This is a genomic window from Streptomyces sp. NPDC060035 (assembly GCF_042736635.1).
Lineage (GTDB): Bacteria > Actinomycetota > Actinomycetes > Streptomycetales > Streptomycetaceae > Streptomyces.
The window spans coordinates 194,598-213,040 of record NZ_JBHWVO010000014.1; the positions used below are offsets into that span (position 1 = coordinate 194,598).

General features: G+C 71.3%; 17 protein-coding genes. 6 read left to right on the forward strand and 11 right to left on the reverse strand.

Features of this window, described 5'->3' with window-relative positions; genetic code table 11:
- On the reverse strand, positions 1 to 378 hold the full coding sequence (locus tag ACFWBQ_RS22960) for a helix-turn-helix domain-containing protein (protein WP_385492055.1): 378 nt from the start codon (positions 376 to 378) through the stop codon (positions 1 to 3).
- Positions 379 to 702: 324 nt separating this feature from the next.
- On the opposite strand from ACFWBQ_RS22960, the gene ACFWBQ_RS22965 reads away from it, so the two are divergent.
- On the forward strand, positions 703 to 1,122 hold the full coding sequence (locus tag ACFWBQ_RS22965) for a YrdB family protein (RefSeq protein ID WP_385492058.1): 420 nt from the start codon (positions 703 to 705) through the stop codon (positions 1,120 to 1,122).
- Positions 1,123 to 1,221: 99 nt separating this feature from the next.
- Here ACFWBQ_RS22965 and gdhA read toward each other — a convergent pair whose 3' ends face one another.
- Positions 1,222 to 2,601 (reverse strand): NADP-specific glutamate dehydrogenase, encoded by a 1,380-nt coding sequence (gene gdhA / locus ACFWBQ_RS22970; RefSeq protein WP_385492061.1) that lies wholly within the window; start codon positions 2,599 to 2,601, stop codon positions 1,222 to 1,224.
- Positions 2,602 to 2,955: 354 nt separating this feature from the next.
- Between gdhA and ACFWBQ_RS22975 the strand changes: the two genes are divergently transcribed.
- Entirely contained in the window at positions 2,956 to 4,512 is a 1,557-nt protein-coding gene (locus tag ACFWBQ_RS22975) for a hypothetical protein (RefSeq protein ID WP_385492125.1), read from the forward strand.
- 249 nt (positions 4,513 to 4,761) lie between these two features.
- Positions 4,762 to 5,295: an RDD family protein gene (locus ACFWBQ_RS22980; protein ID WP_385492064.1), complete on the forward strand. Its 534-nt coding sequence runs from the start codon at positions 4,762 to 4,764 to the stop codon at positions 5,293 to 5,295.
- A gap of 51 nt (positions 5,296 to 5,346) precedes the next feature.
- Here ACFWBQ_RS22980 and ACFWBQ_RS22985 read toward each other — a convergent pair whose 3' ends face one another.
- The 4 genes from ACFWBQ_RS22985 to ACFWBQ_RS23000 all read right to left on the reverse strand — a co-directional run bounded on the left by ACFWBQ_RS22985 (position 5,347) and on the right by ACFWBQ_RS23000 (position 9,531).
- Positions 5,347 to 6,030 carry an ABC transporter ATP-binding protein gene (locus tag ACFWBQ_RS22985; protein ID WP_385492067.1) on the reverse strand — a complete coding sequence of 228 codons (684 nt, stop codon included), beginning with the start codon at positions 6,028 to 6,030 and terminating at the stop codon, positions 5,347 to 5,349.
- 42 nt (positions 6,031 to 6,072) lie between these two features.
- Positions 6,073 to 7,527 (reverse strand): ABC transporter permease, encoded by a 1,455-nt coding sequence (locus ACFWBQ_RS22990; RefSeq protein WP_385492070.1) that lies wholly within the window; start codon positions 7,525 to 7,527, stop codon positions 6,073 to 6,075.
- A gap of 152 nt (positions 7,528 to 7,679) precedes the next feature.
- Entirely contained in the window at positions 7,680 to 8,954 is a 1,275-nt protein-coding gene (locus ACFWBQ_RS22995) for an Ig-like domain-containing protein (RefSeq protein ID WP_385492073.1), read from the reverse strand.
- Positions 8,955 to 9,132: 178 nt separating this feature from the next.
- Positions 9,133 to 9,531, reverse strand: a complete 399-nt coding sequence (locus ACFWBQ_RS23000) for a hypothetical protein (RefSeq protein WP_385492076.1) — start codon at positions 9,529 to 9,531, stop codon at positions 9,133 to 9,135.
- Between the two features lie 108 nt (positions 9,532 to 9,639).
- On the opposite strand from ACFWBQ_RS23000, the gene ACFWBQ_RS23005 reads away from it, so the two are divergent.
- Entirely contained in the window at positions 9,640 to 9,945 is a 306-nt protein-coding gene (locus ACFWBQ_RS23005; RefSeq protein WP_385492079.1) for a hypothetical protein, read from the forward strand.
- A 57-nt stretch (positions 9,946 to 10,002) separates the two neighbouring features.
- On the opposite strand, the gene hutH is transcribed toward ACFWBQ_RS23005, so the two are convergent.
- The 5 genes from hutH to ACFWBQ_RS23030 all read right to left on the reverse strand — a co-directional run bounded on the left by hutH (position 10,003) and on the right by ACFWBQ_RS23030 (position 16,332).
- Positions 10,003 to 11,553, reverse strand: a complete 1,551-nt coding sequence (hutH, locus tag ACFWBQ_RS23010) for a histidine ammonia-lyase (RefSeq protein WP_385492082.1) — start codon at positions 11,551 to 11,553, stop codon at positions 10,003 to 10,005.
- Between the two features lie 58 nt (positions 11,554 to 11,611).
- Complete coding sequence (locus ACFWBQ_RS23015) at positions 11,612 to 12,787, reverse strand: diguanylate cyclase domain-containing protein (protein WP_385492085.1); 1,176 nt, start codon at positions 12,785 to 12,787, stop codon at positions 11,612 to 11,614.
- A gap of 82 nt (positions 12,788 to 12,869) precedes the next feature.
- Positions 12,870 to 13,682, reverse strand: coding sequence for an enoyl-CoA hydratase/isomerase family protein (locus ACFWBQ_RS23020; protein WP_385492088.1), 813 nt, complete (start codon positions 13,680 to 13,682; stop codon positions 12,870 to 12,872).
- 370 nt (positions 13,683 to 14,052) lie between these two features.
- On the reverse strand, positions 14,053 to 15,249 hold the full coding sequence (locus tag ACFWBQ_RS23025; protein ID WP_385492090.1) for an adenylate/guanylate cyclase domain-containing protein: 1,197 nt from the start codon (positions 15,247 to 15,249) through the stop codon (positions 14,053 to 14,055).
- Between the two features lie 180 nt (positions 15,250 to 15,429).
- Entirely contained in the window at positions 15,430 to 16,332 is a 903-nt protein-coding gene (locus tag ACFWBQ_RS23030; RefSeq protein WP_385492093.1) for a biotin--[acetyl-CoA-carboxylase] ligase, read from the reverse strand.
- A gap of 174 nt (positions 16,333 to 16,506) precedes the next feature.
- On the opposite strand from ACFWBQ_RS23030, the gene ACFWBQ_RS23035 reads away from it, so the two are divergent.
- Together ACFWBQ_RS23035 and ACFWBQ_RS23040 are read left to right on the forward strand one after the other, a co-directional pair.
- Positions 16,507 to 18,087, forward strand: coding sequence for an acyl-CoA carboxylase subunit beta (locus ACFWBQ_RS23035; protein WP_385492096.1), 1,581 nt, complete (start codon positions 16,507 to 16,509; stop codon positions 18,085 to 18,087).
- A gap of 15 nt (positions 18,088 to 18,102) precedes the next feature.
- Complete coding sequence (locus tag ACFWBQ_RS23040; protein WP_385492099.1) at positions 18,103 to 18,309, forward strand: acyl-CoA carboxylase epsilon subunit; 207 nt, start codon at positions 18,103 to 18,105, stop codon at positions 18,307 to 18,309.
- The last annotated feature ends 134 nt before the right edge of the window (positions 18,310 to 18,443 follow it).

Genomic DNA, 18,443 nt, shown 5'->3' on the forward strand with positions numbered 1-18,443 from the left:
TCAGGCGGCCAGCCGCACCTCGCCCATGGAAGCGCGGGCCGGGGACATCCTGGAGGCCGTGCTCCGGCGCCCGAGCTCACCCTGTGCCAGGGACAGCACATCGGCCAGTCCGAGGCCGAGCGAACGGGCAGCCGCCGCAAGGACCTCCGACGACGCCTCCTTGCGTCCGCGCTCGATCTCGGAGAGGTACGGCATCGAGATCCGGGCGTCCTCGGCCACATCCTTGAGCGTCCGGCCCTGGGCGAGCCGCTCGCGGCGCAGGACGTCCCCGACGACATCCCGCCAGAGGGGCTCCCTGGTGGCGGGGGCGGGGCCGGGTGTCGCGGGGACGGGACGCAGGGGGATGACGCGGGCTCGGTTCTGCGCGTGGCTGCTCATCACCCCAGCCTAGGAGCGCTGCGCCCGGCGCGGGAGGTGGAAGCGTTCCGCGCCGGGCGAATCTGCTGTTGGCTAAGCCGGGTGTCGTGCGACGGGTCCCGGTTGGACGTGTCCGCCTCACGTGCCGTTGGTGCTCTGCGGGCCGACGCCTTCGGACACGACAACCCCCTCCGTGCAGCCCCACCACCTCTGCCCCGGACCTCCTTGCTCGCGCCGGCCGGGCAGCAGTCCGGGGCGCGTACGACCGAAGGCTTCTGAGGTGGCGTCAGTGGGTGGCACTCTTCCGCACAAGGGGTTTCACACCGAAGGGGAGTTCGGATCCGAATGACGGCAGGCACCGGCGACAGCCACCTCAACGCCCTGCGCGGCCGCCCGTGGTTCGCCGCGAACGAGGTGCTCGCCTTCGTCCTCGAACTGGTGGCGATCGGCTGCCTGGCCCGGTGGGGCTTCACGGTCGTGGACGGCTGGGTGGCATCGGTGCTGCTGGGGCTGGGCACACCTGCGGCGGCCGTCGCCCTGTGGGGGCTGTTCGCCGCGCCCCACGCCCGGATCCGGCTGCCGCTCGCGGGGGTCCTGGCAGTGAAGACGGTGGTGCTCGGCGGCGCGGCGGCAGCCGTGTACGGGACGGGGCATCCGGTGGCGGCCGCGGTCCTCGCGGTGGTGCTGGTGCTGAACACGGGCTGTGCGGAGTACTTCCGGCGTCGCGTCCCGGCACCGGGAACGGATACCGGCCGGTTGCGATGACACCCAGCGGTGTCCGCCCGGCACGCGGGCAGCGTGCAGGGCGACACCTCCGCCCCGTCGGGGCCGGCTCGGGGCGCGTTCCGCCCCGAGCCGGGCGGATCAGATCAGGCCCTGCGCGAGCATGGCGTCCGCGACCAGTTCGAAGCCCGCGATGTTCGCGCCCACCACGTAGTTGCCGGGGCTGCCGTAGCGCTCGGCGGTGGTGTAGCAGGAGTCGTGGATGTGGCGCATGATCTCCGCGAGGCGCTCCTCCGTGTGGGCGAAGGTCCAGGAGTCGCGGGAGGCGTTCTGCTGCATCTCCAGGGCGCTGGTGGCCACGCCGCCCGCGTTGGCCGCCTTGCCGGGCGCGAAGGCGACACCGGCCTCCTGGAGGACGCGGACCGCCTCGGGGGTGGTGGGCATGTTGGCGCCCTCCGCGACGGCCTTCACGCCGTGGCGTACGAGGGCGAGCGCGTCGGCCTCGTCGAGTTCGTTCTGGGTGGCGCAGGGCAGGGCGACGTCCACGGGGACATTCCAGACCCCCGCACCGGGGACGTAGCGTGCCTGCTCGCCGCGGCGCTCCGCGTAGTCGGAGACCCGGCCGCGGCCCGCCTCCTTGACCTCCTTGAGGAGGGCGAGGTCGATGCCCTTCTCGTCCACCACGTAGCCGCCCGAGTCGGAGCAGGTCACCACGGTCGCGCCGAGCTGCTGGGCCTTCTCGATCGCGTAGATGGCCACGTTCCCCGAACCCGATACGGCGATGCGCTGGCCGTCGAGGGATTCGCCGCGGCTGCGGAGCATTTCGGCGGTGAACAGGACACAGCCGTAGCCGGTCGCTTCGGTGCGGGCCTGGGCGCCGCCCCAGCCGAGTCCCTTTCCGGTGAGCACGCCGGACTCGAAGCGGTTGGTGATCCGCTTGTACTGGCCGAAGAGGTAGCCGATCTCGCGGCCGCCCACGCCGATGTCTCCGGCGGGGACGTCGGTGTACTCGCCCAGGTGACGGTGGAGTTCCGTCATGAAGGACTGGCAGAAGCGCATGACCTCGGCGTCGGAGCGGCCCTTCGGGTCGAAGTCCGCGCCGCCCTTGCCGCCGCCGATCGGCATGCCGGTGAGGGCGTTCTTGAAGATCTGCTCGAAGCCGAGGAACTTCACGATGCCGAGGTTGACCGACGGGTGGAAGCGCAGTCCGCCCTTGTACGGGCCGAGCGAGCTGGAGAACTCGACGCGGAAACCGCGGTTGACGTGGATGTCGCCGGAATCGTCCGACCACGGCACCCGGAAGATGAGCTGGCGCTCGGGCTCGCAGATCCGCTCGATGATCCGGGCGTCGACGAACTCCGGCCGCTGCGCCAGCACCGGGCCCAGGGTTTCGAGGACCTCGCGTACCGCCTGGTGGAACTCCTTCTCGCCCTGGTTGCGTCGCAGAACAGCCGCGTAGAGCGGCTCGATGACGCGGGTCGCGGCGGTGTGCGGGCTTACGGAGCCAGAGGTGGCCGGCATCTGATCAAGACCTTCCATGGGTGGGCTCGTGCGCAACGGCGCTCCCTGTCCCTGGAAGCGCCACCGGTCGATGGAGGACCGTTGCACCGGGCGATTGTCCCAGCGTGGCCCCGGAGAATCCCGAAACCATGTCCATATTGACCAGGATGGTCCGTTAGCCGACCCGTACGGTGGCGAAGCTCACAGCCTTCCGGGCAGGAGTGTGAGGGGCCGGGCCCGCATCCCCCTCGTCATAGGGTGTGCGGCGTGGGGATCACCGAGCGTGTTCGTACGCCTACTTCAGATGACGTGTCCGCGAAGATCCCGCGCCCGCGCAGCAGTCCGGGTGCGGAGGCCGCGGTTGTCCGGCGCCCGATGTGGCGGGTGCCGCTCGTGGCGACGCTGGTGGTCGTGCCGCTGTACGTGGTGTGGGCCGCGGTCCTGTCCACCGGCGGCGGGGATCTCGCGGCGCAGCTGGCGTGGGCCGACTTCGCGGAGCACCATCCCTGGTCGGCGTACAACCTCTCCTGGTACGGCGGGATGCACACCGCCAGCTACAGCGTGCTCACCCCGCCGCTGATGGCCGCCTTCGGAGTTCGGACGGTCTCCGTGGCAGCGGGACTCTGCGGGTCGTGGGCACTGGGGCGGCTGTGCGCGCGGAGCGGGGTGCGGTGGCCGGTGGCGCCCGCGGTGCTGGGATCGTTCGGGATCTGGTGCAACGTCGCCTCCGGGCGCACGACGTTCACGCTGGGCGTGGCGGTCGGGCTGGCCGCGCTGGTGTACGTGACCCGGCGACCCGCCGTCGCCGCGGGGTGTGCGGCCGTGGCGACGGCGGCAAGTCCGGTGGCGGGGCTGTTCCTCGTGGTGGCGGGAGCGGCGTACGGACTGGACAGGCAGGGGCGCAGGGGTCTGGCACTGCTGGCCGCGCCGGTCGCGGTGGTCGCGGCGACGACGGTGCTGTTTCCGTTCGCGGGCGAACAGCCCATGCACACACATGTGTTGTGGATACCGCTCGGGACGTGCGCGGCCGTGTGGCTCGCCGCACCGCGCACGAACGGCTGGCGGGTGGTCAGGTTCGCGGCCGCGGTGTACGCGTCCGGAGTCGTACTGACCTTCTGTGTCGCCTCACCGGTCGGGACGAATGTGGAGCGGCTGGTGGGGATCGCCGGGCCCCCCGTCCTGCTCGCGGCGCTGCTCGCGGGCGCCCGGGGCCGGGCAGGGGCGGTGCGACAGGTGGGGACCGTGGTGCTCGCGGGGGTGCTCGTGGTCAACACCGGCTGGGTGGTGGACAAGACCGACGACGACCTGGAGGTCTCCAACACCGTGCCCGCCTGGGCCACGCGTACCGACGGTGTCGTCACCGCGCTGCACGGGCTCGGCGCGGACCGGACCCGGGTGGAGGTCGTCCCGGCCCGCAACCACCGGGAGGCGGCCCTGCTCGCCCCGCACGTCGCCATGGCGCGCGGCTGGAACCGCCAGCTGGACGTGGAGCGCGGCCGGCTGTTCTACGGAAGGACGCTGGCACCGGCGGCGTACCGCGACTGGCTCGACCGGTGGGGCGTCGGCCTGGTGGTGCTGCACAACGGTACGCCGGACAGCCCGGCCGAGGCGGAGGCGGCCCTCGTCCGGCGTGGTGCGGACTGGCTGGACCCGGTGTGGCAGGACACCTGGTGGCGGGTCTACCGGGTCCGCGGGGCGGCCGGGCCGGTGTCGGCGCCGGGCGAGGTGGTGCGCGGGGACGCGGCGTCGCTGGTGGTGCGGATGCCGTCGGCGGGGTCGGTGCGGGTACGGATCGCGTACTCGCCCTGGCTGCGGGCGGACGGTGGGGCCTGCGTGGGGCGGGACGGCGCATGGACGCGGCTCACGGTGCCGCGGGGTGGCGTGTACCGGCTGGATTCCCGTTACCGGGTACCCAGGGGCGGCGGCTGCTGACCGCGGTCCGCGGATACCCGCCGGACATCCACAGCAAGTCGAGCGTGCAGGAGAAGGTCCCCTCAGCTGACGATCGGTCATGATGCCGTCATGACACCGCCACGGGGGACCCGGAACGCCGCAGACAGCCAATGCCCTTACAGACAGCCGGCGTTGCGGCGACCACCCGGCTCGTACGGCAGGGCGACGCCCCCTCCCCCGTACGGTCTGCTCCGGCCGCCGCCCTCCATTCCGTCCGGTGCCGACGGCATGCGGCGGTACCTCGCGATCGCCCTCGACGGCTATCTCTGCCTGCTGGCGGCCGGATTACTGGCCCGGCCGTACGTTCAGGCGGCCGACACGGGCCGGGCGGTGGTCCTGACCGCCCTGCCCGCCCTCGCGCTCTCGTTCGTCAACCAGGTGCTGCTGACCGCGGCCGTCCGGGCCAGCGCGGGCAAACTGATCATGGGGGTACGGGTGATCGGGCTGTCCGACGCCCGTCGGCCCGGGCTGGGGCGGCTGATCCGGCGCTGGCTGTACGGGCTGGTCCGGCTCCCGCTGCAGCCCTGGTACTGGCTGCGCCCGCTCCCCGGCCGCGCCGGAGCCGGGCAGGCCGCAGGCAGCCGGACAGCAGGCGGCCGGACCGGAATCCCAGGGCCCGGAAGCGGGCAGCCGGGAAGCGGGCAGCCCGGAGGTTCGCGGCCCGGAAGCGAGGCCGACGACGACGTGGCAGGGCTGCGCCAGGTGAGGCGCAGGGACCTGCGGTCCTACCGTTCGTCCGTCGCCGCGCACGATGCGGCGTAACGCGGCGCCCCCGCCCGCCCGTCGGCCGGGAGCGCCGCGTACCCGCCGGCCTCAGGCCGTCGCGTTCTCCGTCACCGTGACCTTGCCCTTGCGGATGGTCGCCACCCGGGGCGCCTTGCGCGCGAGGGAACTGTCGTGGGTGACCATCACGAAGGTCAGCCCGTGCTCCTTCCACAGCCCGTCGAGCAGCTCCATGATCTCGTCGCGCATGGACTCGTCGAGGTTGCCCGTGGGTTCGTCGGCGAGCAGTACCTTGGGCCGCTTCACCAGAGCTCTGGCGATCGCGACGCGCTGCTGCTGGCCGCCGGACATCTCACCCGGCAGATGGGTGGGACGGTCGCCGAGGCCGACGGACTCCAGAGCCTCCGCGGCCCGTTCCCGGCGGGTCTTCGCGCCGAGGCCGAGCGGGACGAGCGCGGTCTCGACGTTCTCCTGGGCGGTGAGCGTCGGGATCAGGTTGAAGCTCTGGAAGACGAAGCCGATGGACTCCGCCCGGACCTTGGTGAGCCTGGACTCGGGCAGCTTCGCCAGGTCGACGCCGTCGAGCTCGATGGAGCCGGAGGTGGGTCTGTCCAGTCCGCCGAGCATCTGCAGGAGCGTGGACTTGCCTCCGCCGGTCGGCCCCTGGATGACGAGCCTGCCGCCGTCCTCGATGGTCAGGTCGACGCCCGCGAGTGCGTCGACGGGGTTCTTGCCGCGCATGTAGCGCTTGGTGACGCCCTTGAGCTGGTACACGTGTGGACTCCTGCTGTACGTACGGAGAATGGGGCGGGCGGGTTACGCGACGCGACGCAGGGCGTCCGCAGGGCGCAGCCTGGAGGCCCGCCAGCCGCCGAAGGCACCCGCGACGAGTCCTCCCGCCACGGCCAGCGCGACGGCGGTCAGGATCGTGGTGAGGGATACCGGGGCGGTCAGGGCGATGTCGAGGGTCCTGGCCGCGGTCTGGCGGCCGGGGCCGCCGCCGCCCATCGGACCGCCGCCCATGCCGCCTCCGCCGCCGCCCGAGGAGCCGAGCTGGGCGGTGAGGGTGGGGCTGATGGCGGTCACGGCGTACGCGCCGGCGAGCCCGACGGCGATGCCGAGGACACCGCCCATGAGGCCGTTGACGAGGGCCTCGCCGATGACCTGACGGGTGACGCGTCCGCTCTTCCAGCCGAGCGCCTTGAGCGTGCCGAACTCCCGTACGCGGCGGCTGACCGCCGAGGAGGTGAGCAGGCCCGCGACCAGGAAGGCGGCGACCAGGACGGCGATGGAGAGCCACTTGCCGACGCTGGAGGCGAGGTCGGAGGCGGTGGAGAGGGAACCGGAGACCGTGTCGGCGAGATCGGCGGACGTGGTGACCGTCGTGCCGGATATGTTCTTCTGGATGGCGGCCTTGACGGTGTCGATCGCCTGCGAGTCGGCGGCCTTGACGTAGACCGTGGTGACCTTGTCCTTGGAGTCGGCGAGCGTCTGTGCCTGCTTCAGCGGGACGTAGACGTTGGCGGCGGCGTCACCGCTGTCCGCCGTCGAGACGCCGACGATCGTGTACTTCGTGCCGGAGATCGTGACGGTCTTGTCGACCGCGAGCTCCTTCTCCTTGGCGTACGCGGCATCGACGACCGCGACCTTGGCATCGGTCTCGGTGGCCTTGAACGTGCGGCCCTTGGTGATCTTGGAGGAGGTCAGCGGACCGAGGTCCTGCTGGGTGACGTCGGTGCCGTACACGGTGAAGGAGTTGACGTCGAAGGAGGCGCCGCCTCCCTGGACCTCGCCCTGCGGCTGACTGCTGCCGCCGCCGCGGGGGCCGCCCTGGGCAGCACCCTCATCCTGCTTGAACTCGCCGCGCTTGAACTGGCCGTCGACCTTCATGACGGTCAGGCTCAGCCCGCCGACGGCGTCCGCGACGCCGTTCTGCTTGCCGACCTTGTCGACGGTGGTGGAGGCCAGTGTCTGGAAACCCTGGACCATGACCCGGTCGGTGCTCTGGGTCGCGTCGTCGTCGTCCTTGGCGTCGAACTCGAACCGGGGCCGTTCGGTGCCGGAACCCTGAGCGGCTGCGGCCTTGGTCACCGTCATGTCCGTACCCAGGCCGTACAGCGATTGAAGGACCTCGTCCTGGGCCTTGCCCATGCCCGAGGAGACCGAGCTGACGATGATGACCAGCGCAATGCCGAGGGCGAGCCCCGAGGCGACGACGAGCGCCGCCTTTCTGCGGCGGCGCAGCTCGCGCCGGAGGTAGGTGAAGAACATGGCGCGAAGGTATGGACCGGGTGTGATGAGGAGTTAAGTCTGCGATGAGAGCTGGATGAGAACACCTGCGGGCCGCACATGCCGAAGGCGGCGGCACCCGGGGATCCGGGGTGCCGCCGCCTTCGTACAGGGGAGGAGCGCGGGTGGGACGATCAGGCGGCGGAGTCCGCCGTCCACTGCGCCCAGCTCATGTTCCAGCCGTTGAGCCCGTTGTCCGGGGCGATGGTCTTGTCCGGGGAGTTCTTGACGACGACCACGTCACCGATCATGGAGTTGTTGTAGAACCAGGCGGCCGGCACGTTGGGGTCGCCCGCGCCCTTCGTGTCGGACAGGCCGACGCAGCCGTGGCTGGTGTTCACGCTGCCGAAGATCGACTTGGCGCCCCAGTAGTTGCCGTGGATGAAGGTGCCCGACGTGGACAGCCGCATGGCGTGCGGCACGTCCTTGATGTCGTACTCGCCCTTGCCGTCGTCGTCGGTGAAGCCGACCGTCGAACCGTCCATGCGGGTCTCCTTGAACTTCTCGGAGATCACCATCTGGCCGTTGTACGTCGGGTTGTCCGAGGAACCGGCGGAGATCGGGATGGTCTTGACCGTCCGGCCGTCCTGGGTCACGGTCATGGTGTGCGCCTTGGCGTCCACGGTCGAGACCTGGTTGCGGCCGACCTTGAAGGTGACCGTCTTCTCCTGCACACCCACGACGCCGTCGGCGCCCTCGACACCGTCGAGCGCGAGCTTCAGCGTGACGGTGGAGTTGCCCTGCCAGTAGTTCTGGGGGCGCAGGTCCAGGCGCTTCTCGTTGAACCAGTGGCCGACGACCTCCTGGCCGCTGCTCGACGTCACGGTGATGCCGTCCTGGACGGCCTTCTTGTTCGTGATCGCCTTGTTGAAGTTGATCGAGACGGGCATGCCGACGCCGACGGTGGAGCCGTCCTCGGGAGTGAAGTTCCCGATGAAGCTGTTCTCGGGTGAAACGGTGGTGAAGGAGCTGTTGGCGTGTGCCTCGCGGCCCTTGGAGTCGGTGGCCGTCGCACTGATCTTGTACGTGGTCGAGCGTTCGAGCTGACCGGTCGGCTTCCAGCTGGAGCCGTCGGCGGCGAGCGTGCCCTCGACGGTCTCTCCGGCCGACGTGGTCATCGTGACCTCGGTGAGCTTGCCCTTGGCAACGGTGACCAGGGCGGCGCTGTTGATGCTCGCGTTGGTGGCACCGTTCTTCGGCGCGATCGTTATCTGCGCCTCGGAGGCATCCTTGGCTGCTGCCTCGTCCACCTCGGCCTGCGACGTCTTCGAGCTGTCGGCGCTCGTGCCGCCGCCCTTGCCACCACCGTCGTCGCTACAGGCCGAAAGCACCAGCACGCCGCCGAGCAGTGCGGACGCGGCCATGAGGCCCCTGCGCCGCTTGCTGTCCGTCATCACACGCTTCTCCATCGTTGCCGATCCCCAAAATCCCCGACGGGGCCGCCGGACGGCGAACCCCCGTCAATGCTTCAAGAACACCCTGAACGGGTCTTCCGTTCCTCATCAGCCGAAGATGTGGGGAACACCACTCATCGACGCACCCGGGGCAGCAGCGGTTCCCGCTGCCCGGGAGGTGTGCCGAGCCGAGTCAGCGTTCCGCCCCACCGCCCTCTTCGTCGTCCGTCTCATTGTCCTCGATCCCGTAATGGCCCTCGTCCTCGTCGCCGCCGGCCGCCCAGTCCTCGGCGCCCGGGTCGTAGTCGATGGTCTCGCTGCTCCACGAGGCCTGGGCGAGCTCGACCCCGGGCACCTGGCTCACCAGGTCGAACGGGTCGATGAGTGACGCGAGCGCCTCCGCACCGTCTTCCCTGACCGTCGCTTCGGCATGCATGCGTTCTTCGGCGGACTCCTCCGCGGAAACGCCGGACGCCGTGTGGTCGGCTGCGATGCTCTCGAGTGCAGTGCCGGTCAGGGCGTCCGCGTCGGTGATCTCCAGCACCATCTCCACGCGAAGCCGAACAAATGCGGTTGTCTCTGAAGTGCTCATACGCCGGAGCGTAAGGCTCCTGGGGTCTGCGACTTTCCTCCGACCCGCTGCTTTGCTTAGCATCGGCCCACGGGGCTAACTGATGGTTGTCGCAAGGGGATCGATTCTGTGTCCATCGCTCGTCGCACGCTGCTGACCACCACCGCAGCAGGCACCCTGCTCTGTGCTCTCTGGTTCGTCCCCTCCGCCAACGCGACGGACGGGGCAGGCCCTCAGGGCGGTTCCGCCAACTCCTCGGCTCCTGGCCAACAGGCTTCCGGTACGGGAGAGATCGCCCCGCAGGAGACGCTCGCCAACACCGGGGCCGGGGTCGACACCACCCCGTATCTGATCGGCGGTACGGCCTTCCTGTGTGCCGGAGCGGGATTCGTCGCGTATGCGGTACGCCGGGGCACCGTGAGCCCGGGCTTCTGACGTACACGCGAGGGCCGGTGCACCCTCGGGTGCACCGGCCCTCGCGTGCATACGGGATCAGGCGAGCGCTCCGGTCACCGCCTCCGCGGCCACGACCAGCTTTCCCTCGCGTACGAACGTGTCGGCGGCGGCCAGGTCGGGGGCCAGGAAGCGGTCGGGGCCCGGCCCCTGGACACCGGCGGCCCGCAGTGCCTCGATGACGGCCAGCGAGGCGGGCGCGGGGGTCAGCCCCTGGGCGGCGCGCAGCTCGACGGCGCGCGTGGCCGCGTACAGCTCGACGGCGACGATCCGCGCGAGGTCGGTGACGGCGGTACGGAGCTTGCGCGCGGCCGACCAGCCCATGGAGACGTGGTCCTCCTGCATCGCGGAGGACGGGATCGAGTCGACGGACGCCGGGACCGCGAGCCGCTTCATCTCGCTGACCAGGGCGGCCTGCGTGTACTGGGCGATCATCAGCCCGGAGTCGACACCGGCGTCGTCGGCGAGGAACGGCGGCAGCCCGTGCGAGCGGTTCTTGTCCAGGAGCCGGTCGGTGCGGCGCTCGGTGATCGAGCCGAGGTCGGCGGCGACGATCGCCAGGAAGTCGAGCACGTACGCGACGGGCGCGCCGTGGAAGTTGCCGTTGGACTCCACGCGCCCGTCCGGAAGCACGACGGGGTTGTCGACGGCGGAGGCCAGTTCACGGTCCGCGACGAGCCGCCCGTGCGCGAGGGTGTCGCGCCCTGCACCGTTGACCTGGGGTGCGCAGCGTACGGAGTAGGCGTCCTGGACGCGGGGGGCGTCGTCCTGGTGGTGGCCGGTGAGGCCGGACCCGTCGAGGAACCGCAGCATGTTGTCGGCGGAGGCGCCCTGGCCGGGGTGGGGCCGGATGGCGTGGAGCTCCGGGGCGAGGACCTTCTCCGTGCCGAGGAGGGCCTCCAGGGAGAGCGCGGCAGTGATGTCCGCGGCGGTGTAGAGGTTCTTCAGGTCGGCGAGGGCCATCACGAGCATGCCGAGCATGCCGTCGGTGCCGTTGAGGAGGGCGAGGCCCTCCTTCTCACGCAGCTCGACGGGCGTGATGCCGTGGGCGGCAAGGAGCTCACCGGCGGGGCGCACGACGCCGTCGGGGCCCTCCGCGTCGCCCTCGCCCATCAGGGTCAGGGCGCAGTGCGAGAGCGGGGCCAGGTCGCCGGAGCAGCCGAGCGAGCCGTACTCGTGCACGACGGGGGTGATGCCCGCGTTGAGCACGTCGGCCATGGTCTGCGCGACCTGGGGGCGTACGCCGGTATGGCCGGAGGCGAGGGTCTTCAGCCGCAGGAACATCAGCGCCCGCACGACCTCGCGCTCGACGTGGGGGCCCATGCCCGCCGCGTGCGAGCGCACGATGTTGCGCTGCAGCTGCGCCCGGAGGTCCGGGCTGATGTGCCGGCTGGCGAGGGCGCCGAAGCCGGTGGAGACGCCGTAGACCGGCTCGGGCTTGGCGGCGAGCGCGTCGACGATCTCGCGGGCGGCGGCAAGGGCGTCGACGGCGGCTCGTGAGAGCTCGACACGGGCGCCCCCGCGGGCCACGGCGATGACGTCCTCGGCGGTGGTACCGGACGTCCCCACCACGACTGTATGCATATCCATATTCAGAAGCGTACGGACTGAATCTCTACATGTCACTAGTGGTCGTACGGTTGACCCCTTACCGGTCGGGCGTCCCGTTCCCGGGCGGGCTGCCGCGCAGCCTGCGGCGGTCGTGGGGCGACTTGGGCGGGGAGTCTGCGAGCCGGATCACCTCGCCGTCGCGCCCCGCCACCACCGGCCTCCTGGAGTGCGCCGCCTTGGCCTGGTACTGGGCCGCGTCCGCGAGCCGGAAGAGCCGGCGCGCGGAGCGTACGGGGCCGATCTCGTCGCCGGTCGAGGCGACTCCGCAGGCGACCCCGTCGCCGAGCTCCAGGGCGACGGCCCGCGCGCAGAGCTCCTCGGAGACCCGGACCACGTCGTCCGCCGTGGGCCCCACGGTCAGCAGACAGAACTCGTCACCGCCCAGCCGTGCCGCCAGGGCGCCGGGGAGCATCGCCCCGCAGAGCGAGAGCACCGAGCCGAAACGTTCCAGTAGACGGTCGCCTACTGCATGGCCATGGGTGTCGTTGACCGACTTGAGACCGTTCAGATCACAGACGACCAGGCTCACCACGGCATCCTCCGTACGGTGCAGCTCCACCGCCTCGTCGAGCCGGAGGTCCACGGCGCGGCGGTTGGCGAGCCCGGTCAGCGGGTCGGTGAAGGCCAGCTTGCGGACCTCCTCCAGGCGCTCGGTCTGGGCGATGCCCGCCGCGACGACAGCGGCCAGCACGGTGGCGAAGTCCGCATCGTCCCGGTCGAACACCGGCGCACCGGCCGGACGCGCCACATACAGCTCGCCCCAGGCCCTCCCGTGCAGCACGATCGGCGCCACCACACAGCAGCCCCGCCCCCGCCGCCGCAGGGCCGCGACCCGCTGATGACAGTACGGGCGGGCGCCCCGGGCCGGGGCTCCGGTGGCCGAGCTGCCATGGGCGGTCTCCACCCAGGCGTCCGGCTCGCCGCCGCCCGCCCACCGCTCGTGCAGGAACTCCGTGATCTCCGGGAACTGGTGCACGGGGTAGGCCTCCTCGTCGGGGAACTCCTCCTCCCCTTCGGCCCGCTCCCCCGCGTTCACCAGTACCCGCAGCCTGCTCCGGTCGCGCTCCCACACGGAGAGAGCGGCGAAGCTCCCGCCCAGCGCCTCGCACGCCCCCAGCGCCGCAGCCCGCCAGGACTCACGCGAGGTGTAGGCCGCCGCCATCGTCTGCGCCAGCAGAACCACGGCGCGCAGCCGCACATCATCACCGCCCATCACCACAGTTTAGGTAAGTTCGCGGCGATTTGATCAGTTGACAGCGCGGATGATCTTCAGAGCGCTCCGCCCGGTGCTGCTGTCACTCGCCCGGCCAGTTCGGCTTCCGCTTCTCGTTGAACGCGGCCACACCCTCGGCCCGGTCACCGGAGAAGGCCACCGATCGCCAGGCCGCGTCCTCCACCTCGAGCCCCGCCCGCAGATCCAGCCCCTGCCCGAGCCGCAGGGCCCGCTTGGCGGCGCGCAGTCCCACCGGCGAGTTGACGGCGATCCGGCCGCCGAGTGCCAGCGCCTCGTCCCGGGCCAGGCCCGCGTCGACCAGCTCGTCCACCAGACCCAGCTCACGCGCCTCGGCCGCCTCCACCCGCCGCGCGGTGAAGACCAGCTCGGCGGCGCGTGCCGCGCCGACCCGGCGCGGCAGCAGCTGCGTACCGCCGCCGCCGGGAATGACGCCGACGGACACCTCGGGCAGGCCGACCACGGCCGTACGGTCGGCCACGATCACATCGCAGGCCAGGGCGAGCTCGAAGCCGCCACCGAGGGCGAAGCCGTGCACGGCGGCGACGGTCGGCATCGGCAGCTCGAGTACGCCCGTGTACGCGGCCCTCGCGGTGGGCCGCTGCCGCACCAGCTCGGCGTCCGTGAAGGAGTTCCGCTCCTTGAGATCCGCGCCCACGCAGAAGGCCCGCTCGTGGCTGGAGGTGAGCACGGTGACGCGCACCCCCTGGTCGGCGCCGAGCGCGGCGCAGGCGGCCCCGATCGAACGGGCCATGTCGGTGGACACCGCGTTCATCGCCTTGGGCCGGTCGAGCACCAGCTCGGCCACGTGTTCCTGGCCCTCGTGCCGCCGTACGACGACGAACTCCCCGAACCGCTGCTCCGACGTGACGGTCATGGCTGCACCCCTCCGGTTAACGAGCGTTACCGGGGGGATCCTAGGCGCCCGGGCACGCAACTCCCCAGCCCGCCCGCACACATCCCAGCCCGCCCGGCGATGAGGGACACCTTCGAGCCCACCCGCGCGCATCCCGGCCCGCCCGGCGATGAGGGACACCTTGAAGCCCGCCCGCGCGCATCCCGGCCCGCCCGGCGATGAGGGACACCTTGAAGCCCGCCCGCACACATCCCGGCCCGCCCGGCGCTTGAGGGCATCCTTGAAGCCCGTCCGGCGATTGAGGACCCGGGGCCCGGGGGCAGAGCCCACGGTTTCGGGAAGGGGCGGGTAGGGGAACAGCCCGCGCAGGCGCCACCCGCACCCCACAGCGTCAGGACGCGGGCTTACCCCGCCGCGCCAGCAGCCACGGCTCCACGACGCCCAGCCCCCGCACAGGCCGCTGCCACATCGGCTGCAGCCCGAAGCGGTAGGTGGGCAGAGGTGCCTCGTCCGCCTGCCGGCCCTCCTTCTCGGCCAGCCGGGCCCGCTCGGCCGCCGCCGCGACCTCCTCGGCCGCCTGCGCCTCGGAGGCGGGGGCGTCACCGGTCCGCGTCAGCTCCTGGGCGAACGCGCTGTCGACCAGCACGGCGTCCTTCGGCGCTATCGAGGTGAGCCTGCTGGCCAGATTCACCGTCGTCCCGAAGACATCGCCCATCCGGGTGGTGACCGTGCCGAACGCGATGCCCACCCGCAGAGCGGGCATCGTGGTGTCCTGGGCCATCGCCTCGACCAGCCGGAGCGCTATCTCACCCGCCGTGCCCGCATCGTCCGCGGCGAAGAGGACCTCGTCGCCCAGCGTCTTGATGAGCCGTCCGCCATGGGCGGCGACCAGGTCGGCGGAGGTCGTCTCGAACGCCTCGACGAGCTCGCCGAGCTCCTCCTCCTCCAGCCTCCGGGTCAGCCGTGTGAAGCCGACCAGGTCGGCGAAGCCGACGGCGAGCCGGCGGTCGACCATCTCGTCGTCGTCCGCGGCCTGCACGACCCGGCCCGTGGCGGCGGCCAGCTGGCGCCGCCACACGTACACCAGGAATTCCTGCAGCTCGGGCAGGAGCAGTTCGACCAGCGGATACGTGACCTCGGTACGGGTCATGCCGGGCTCGGGGGGCTCGGTCAGCCCCTCCAGGAAGGAGTCGATCTGCCACTCCGCGAGCCGGGCGGTCGTCTGCCCGGTCGACCGGGCCACCTGGATCGCCATCGGTTCACTGAGCAGCCCGGCCTCCACGAGGCCCGCGAGGCGCCGCAGCGCCAGCACGTCGGCCTCGGTGAGCGCCTTGGCCTGCCCGATGTCGGCGAAGCCCATGGCCCGCCAGAACCGGGACGCCAGGTCCATGGAGACCCCGGCGGTCCTGGCCGCCTGGAACGGCGTGTAGCGGCGGTCGGCCCCCAGGATCAGCTGTTCCAGCCGGATCGCGAGAGGGTCGTCCGTCGGTTCGGCCGTATGGTCGACTTCGTGATGGGGTGTCGCGTGGACCGAGGATCCCGGCGGGGGCTCCGCGCCCGCACCTGAGGTCGTGTCGCCGACGGTCACCGGCCGCCTCCTGCCCGTTCCCTGCGCACTGCCCTGCCGATCTGTCGCTGGATCGCCTCAACGATACGGCAGGTGTGCCCCAGCTCACGTCCCCGGTTGGCCGGTTCGGGTGCGTCATGGGCGACATCGTCCGTAATCTGCGGGCCGTCCACGCCGCGCGGGCGCCCGGACCGGCCCGGATCAGGTCAGCCCGCCCTCCGCTCCGCGCAGATGGACGATGTCTCCGGCGGACACCGGCTCCTGGAGGCCGTCCCCGGTGGCCAGGACCAGCCGCCCGTCGCTGTCGATCGCGACGGCCTCGCCGACGACGGACCGGTCGCCGGGCAGCTCGGCCCGCACCGTGCGGTCCAGCGTGGCGCAGCCCGCCGCGTACGCGGCCTGGAGGCCGCTCTCGGCGGCGTCGCCGTTCGCGTCGCGCCAGCGGCCGTACCACTCCTCCAGCGAGCGCAGGACGGCCCGCAGCAGCGTCTCGCGGTCGGTCGACACGGCTCCGGCCAGCGCCAGCGAACCGGCCTGGGGGGCGGGCAGCTCGGCCGCGCGCAGGGAGACGTTGAGCCCGATTCCGATGACCACGCCGTCCCCGGCCCGCTCGGCGAGGATGCCGCCGGTCTTGCGTTCCGCACCCGGCGGGGTCTCCCCCGGAGGGGTGCCGGAGCCCGTGGGAATAGTCACCAGGAGGTCGTTGGGCCATTTCAGTGCCATGTCGACGCCCGCCGACTGCGCGAGAGCCGTCGCGGTCGCCACACCGGCCAGCAGCGGCAGCCAGCCCCACCGCTCGACGGGTACGTCACCCGGGGTCAGGTAGACCGAGAAGAACAGACCCGAGCGGGGCGGCGCCGTCCAGGTCCGGTCCAGCCGCCCGCGGCCCGCGGTCTGCTCCTCGGCGACCAGCACCGTGCCCTCGGCCAGTCCGGCGGGGGCCCGGGCCGCGAGGTCGGAGTTGGTGGAGCCGGTCGTCCCGACGATGTCGAGCGAGGTCCACAGGCCGCCCGGTTTCAGCAGCCCACGGCGCAGCGCGGCGACGTTCAGGGGAGGTCTGTCGAGGTCCGACCAGCGGTTGTGTGGCGCATCCGGAGGTGTCATGCAACCCACATTAGGTGTGGGCAACGACGCACTGCCGAACCGTATCCGCGCCGATACGCTACGGGTCAGTAGCTAACACCAGCCGACGAGCCGTAGCCGTCGAGCACATATTGGTCCAGCACCTTTACTGGATGTACCAGCCGTCCCCGTGACCAGGCAGGGAGCCGCCACCCGATGTCCGAGCCGCAGAGCGACATCCACACGACCGCGGGCAAGATCACAGACCTGCAGCGCCGTATTGACGAGGCCACGCACGCAGGTTCCGCACGCGCCGTCGAAAAGCAGCACGCCAAGGGCAAGTTGACCGCCCGTGAGCGCGTCGAGCTCCTGCTCGACGAAGGTTCCTTCGTGGAGCTCGACGAGTTCGCGCGGCACCGGTCCACCAACTTCGGCATCGAGAAGAACCGCCCCTACGGAGACGGTGTCGTCACCGGCTACGGCACGGTCGACGGCCGCCCCGTCTGCGTGTATTCGCAGGACTTCACCATCTTCGGCGGCTCGCTCGGCGAGGTGTACGGCGAGAAGATCGTGAAGGTCATGGACTTCGCGATGAAGACCGGCTGCCCGGTCATCGGCATCAACGACGGCGGCGGCGCCCGCATCCAGGAGGGCGTGGCCGCCCTCGGTCTGTTCGCCGAGATCTTCCGCCGCAATGTGCACGCCTCGGGGGTCGTTCCGCAGATCTCCCTGATCGTCGGACCGTGCGCGGGCGGCGCGGTCTACTCCCCCGCGATCACCGACTTCACGGTCATGGTCGACCAGACCTCGCACATGTTCATCACCGGACCCGACGTGATCAAGACCGTCACCGGTGAGGACGTCGGCTTCGAGGAACTGGGCGGCGCCCGCACGCACAACACCACCTCCGGTGTGGCGCACCACATGGCGGGCGACGAGAAGGACGCCATCGAGTACGTCAAGTCCCTGCTGTCGTACCTCCCGTCGAACAACCTCTCCGAGGCGCCCGCCTTCCCGGAGGAGGCCGACCTGGAGACCACGGACGAGGACCGCGAGCTCGACACCCTCATCCCGGACTCGGCGAACCAGCCGTACGACATGCACACCGCGATCGAGCACGTGCTCGACGACGGCGAGTTCCTGGAGACGCAGGCCCTGTTCGCGCCGAACATCGTCACGGGCTTCGGCCGCATCGAGGGCTACCCGGTCGGCATCGTCGCCAACCAGCCGATGCAGTTCGCCGGCTGTCTGGACATCAACGCGAGCGAGAAGGCCGCGCGCTTCGTCCGTACCTGCGACGCGTTCAACGTGCCGGTCCTGACCTTCGTGGACGTCCCCGGCTTCCTGCCGGGCGTCGACCAGGAGTACGGCGGCATCATCCGCCGCGGCGCCAAGCTGATCTACGCCTACGCGGAGGCGACGGTCCCGCTGATCACCGTGATCACCCGCAAGGCCTTCGGCGGGGCGTACGACGTCATGGGCTCCAAGCACCTGGGTGCCGACCTGAATCTGGCCTGGCCGACCGCGCAGATCGCGGTGATGGGCGCGCAGGGCGCGGTGAACATCCTGCACCGCCGCACCATCGCCGCCGCGGAGGACCCGGAGGCCACCCGCGCCGAGCTGATGGCCGACTACGAGGACGCCCTTCTCAACCCGTACGTCGCGGCCGAGCGCGGCTACGTCGACGCGGTGATCATGCCGTCCGACACCCGGGCACACCTCGTGAAGGGCCTGCGCCAGCTGCGTACGAAGCGTGAGTCGCTGCCGCCGAAGAAGCACGGCAACATCCCCCTCTAGGCACCGGGAGCCACCATGATCAAGGTTGTACGGGGCAATCCCACCCCGGAGGAGCTGGCTGCCGCCCTCGCGGTCGTCCGGGCGCGTGCCGCGGCGGGCGCCGCGCTGCCGCCCGGCGCTCCGTTGCCGCCCGAGCAGTGGTCCGACCCGGGCCGTGTCGCCCGCCACGGGGCGCTGCGGCCGGGCCCGCGGTCCTGGGCCCGGACGTACTGGCCCGTCTGACGGGAAGCGCTGAGTCGCGCGGCTGCGGCGCCTGAGTACGCGCGCAAACAGGGCCGCCCGCCGACCGGGGCGCCCAAAACAACCAAAAGTTGGGGCGCCACCCCCAACAACACCCCCAAGAAAGAAGCGCCCCC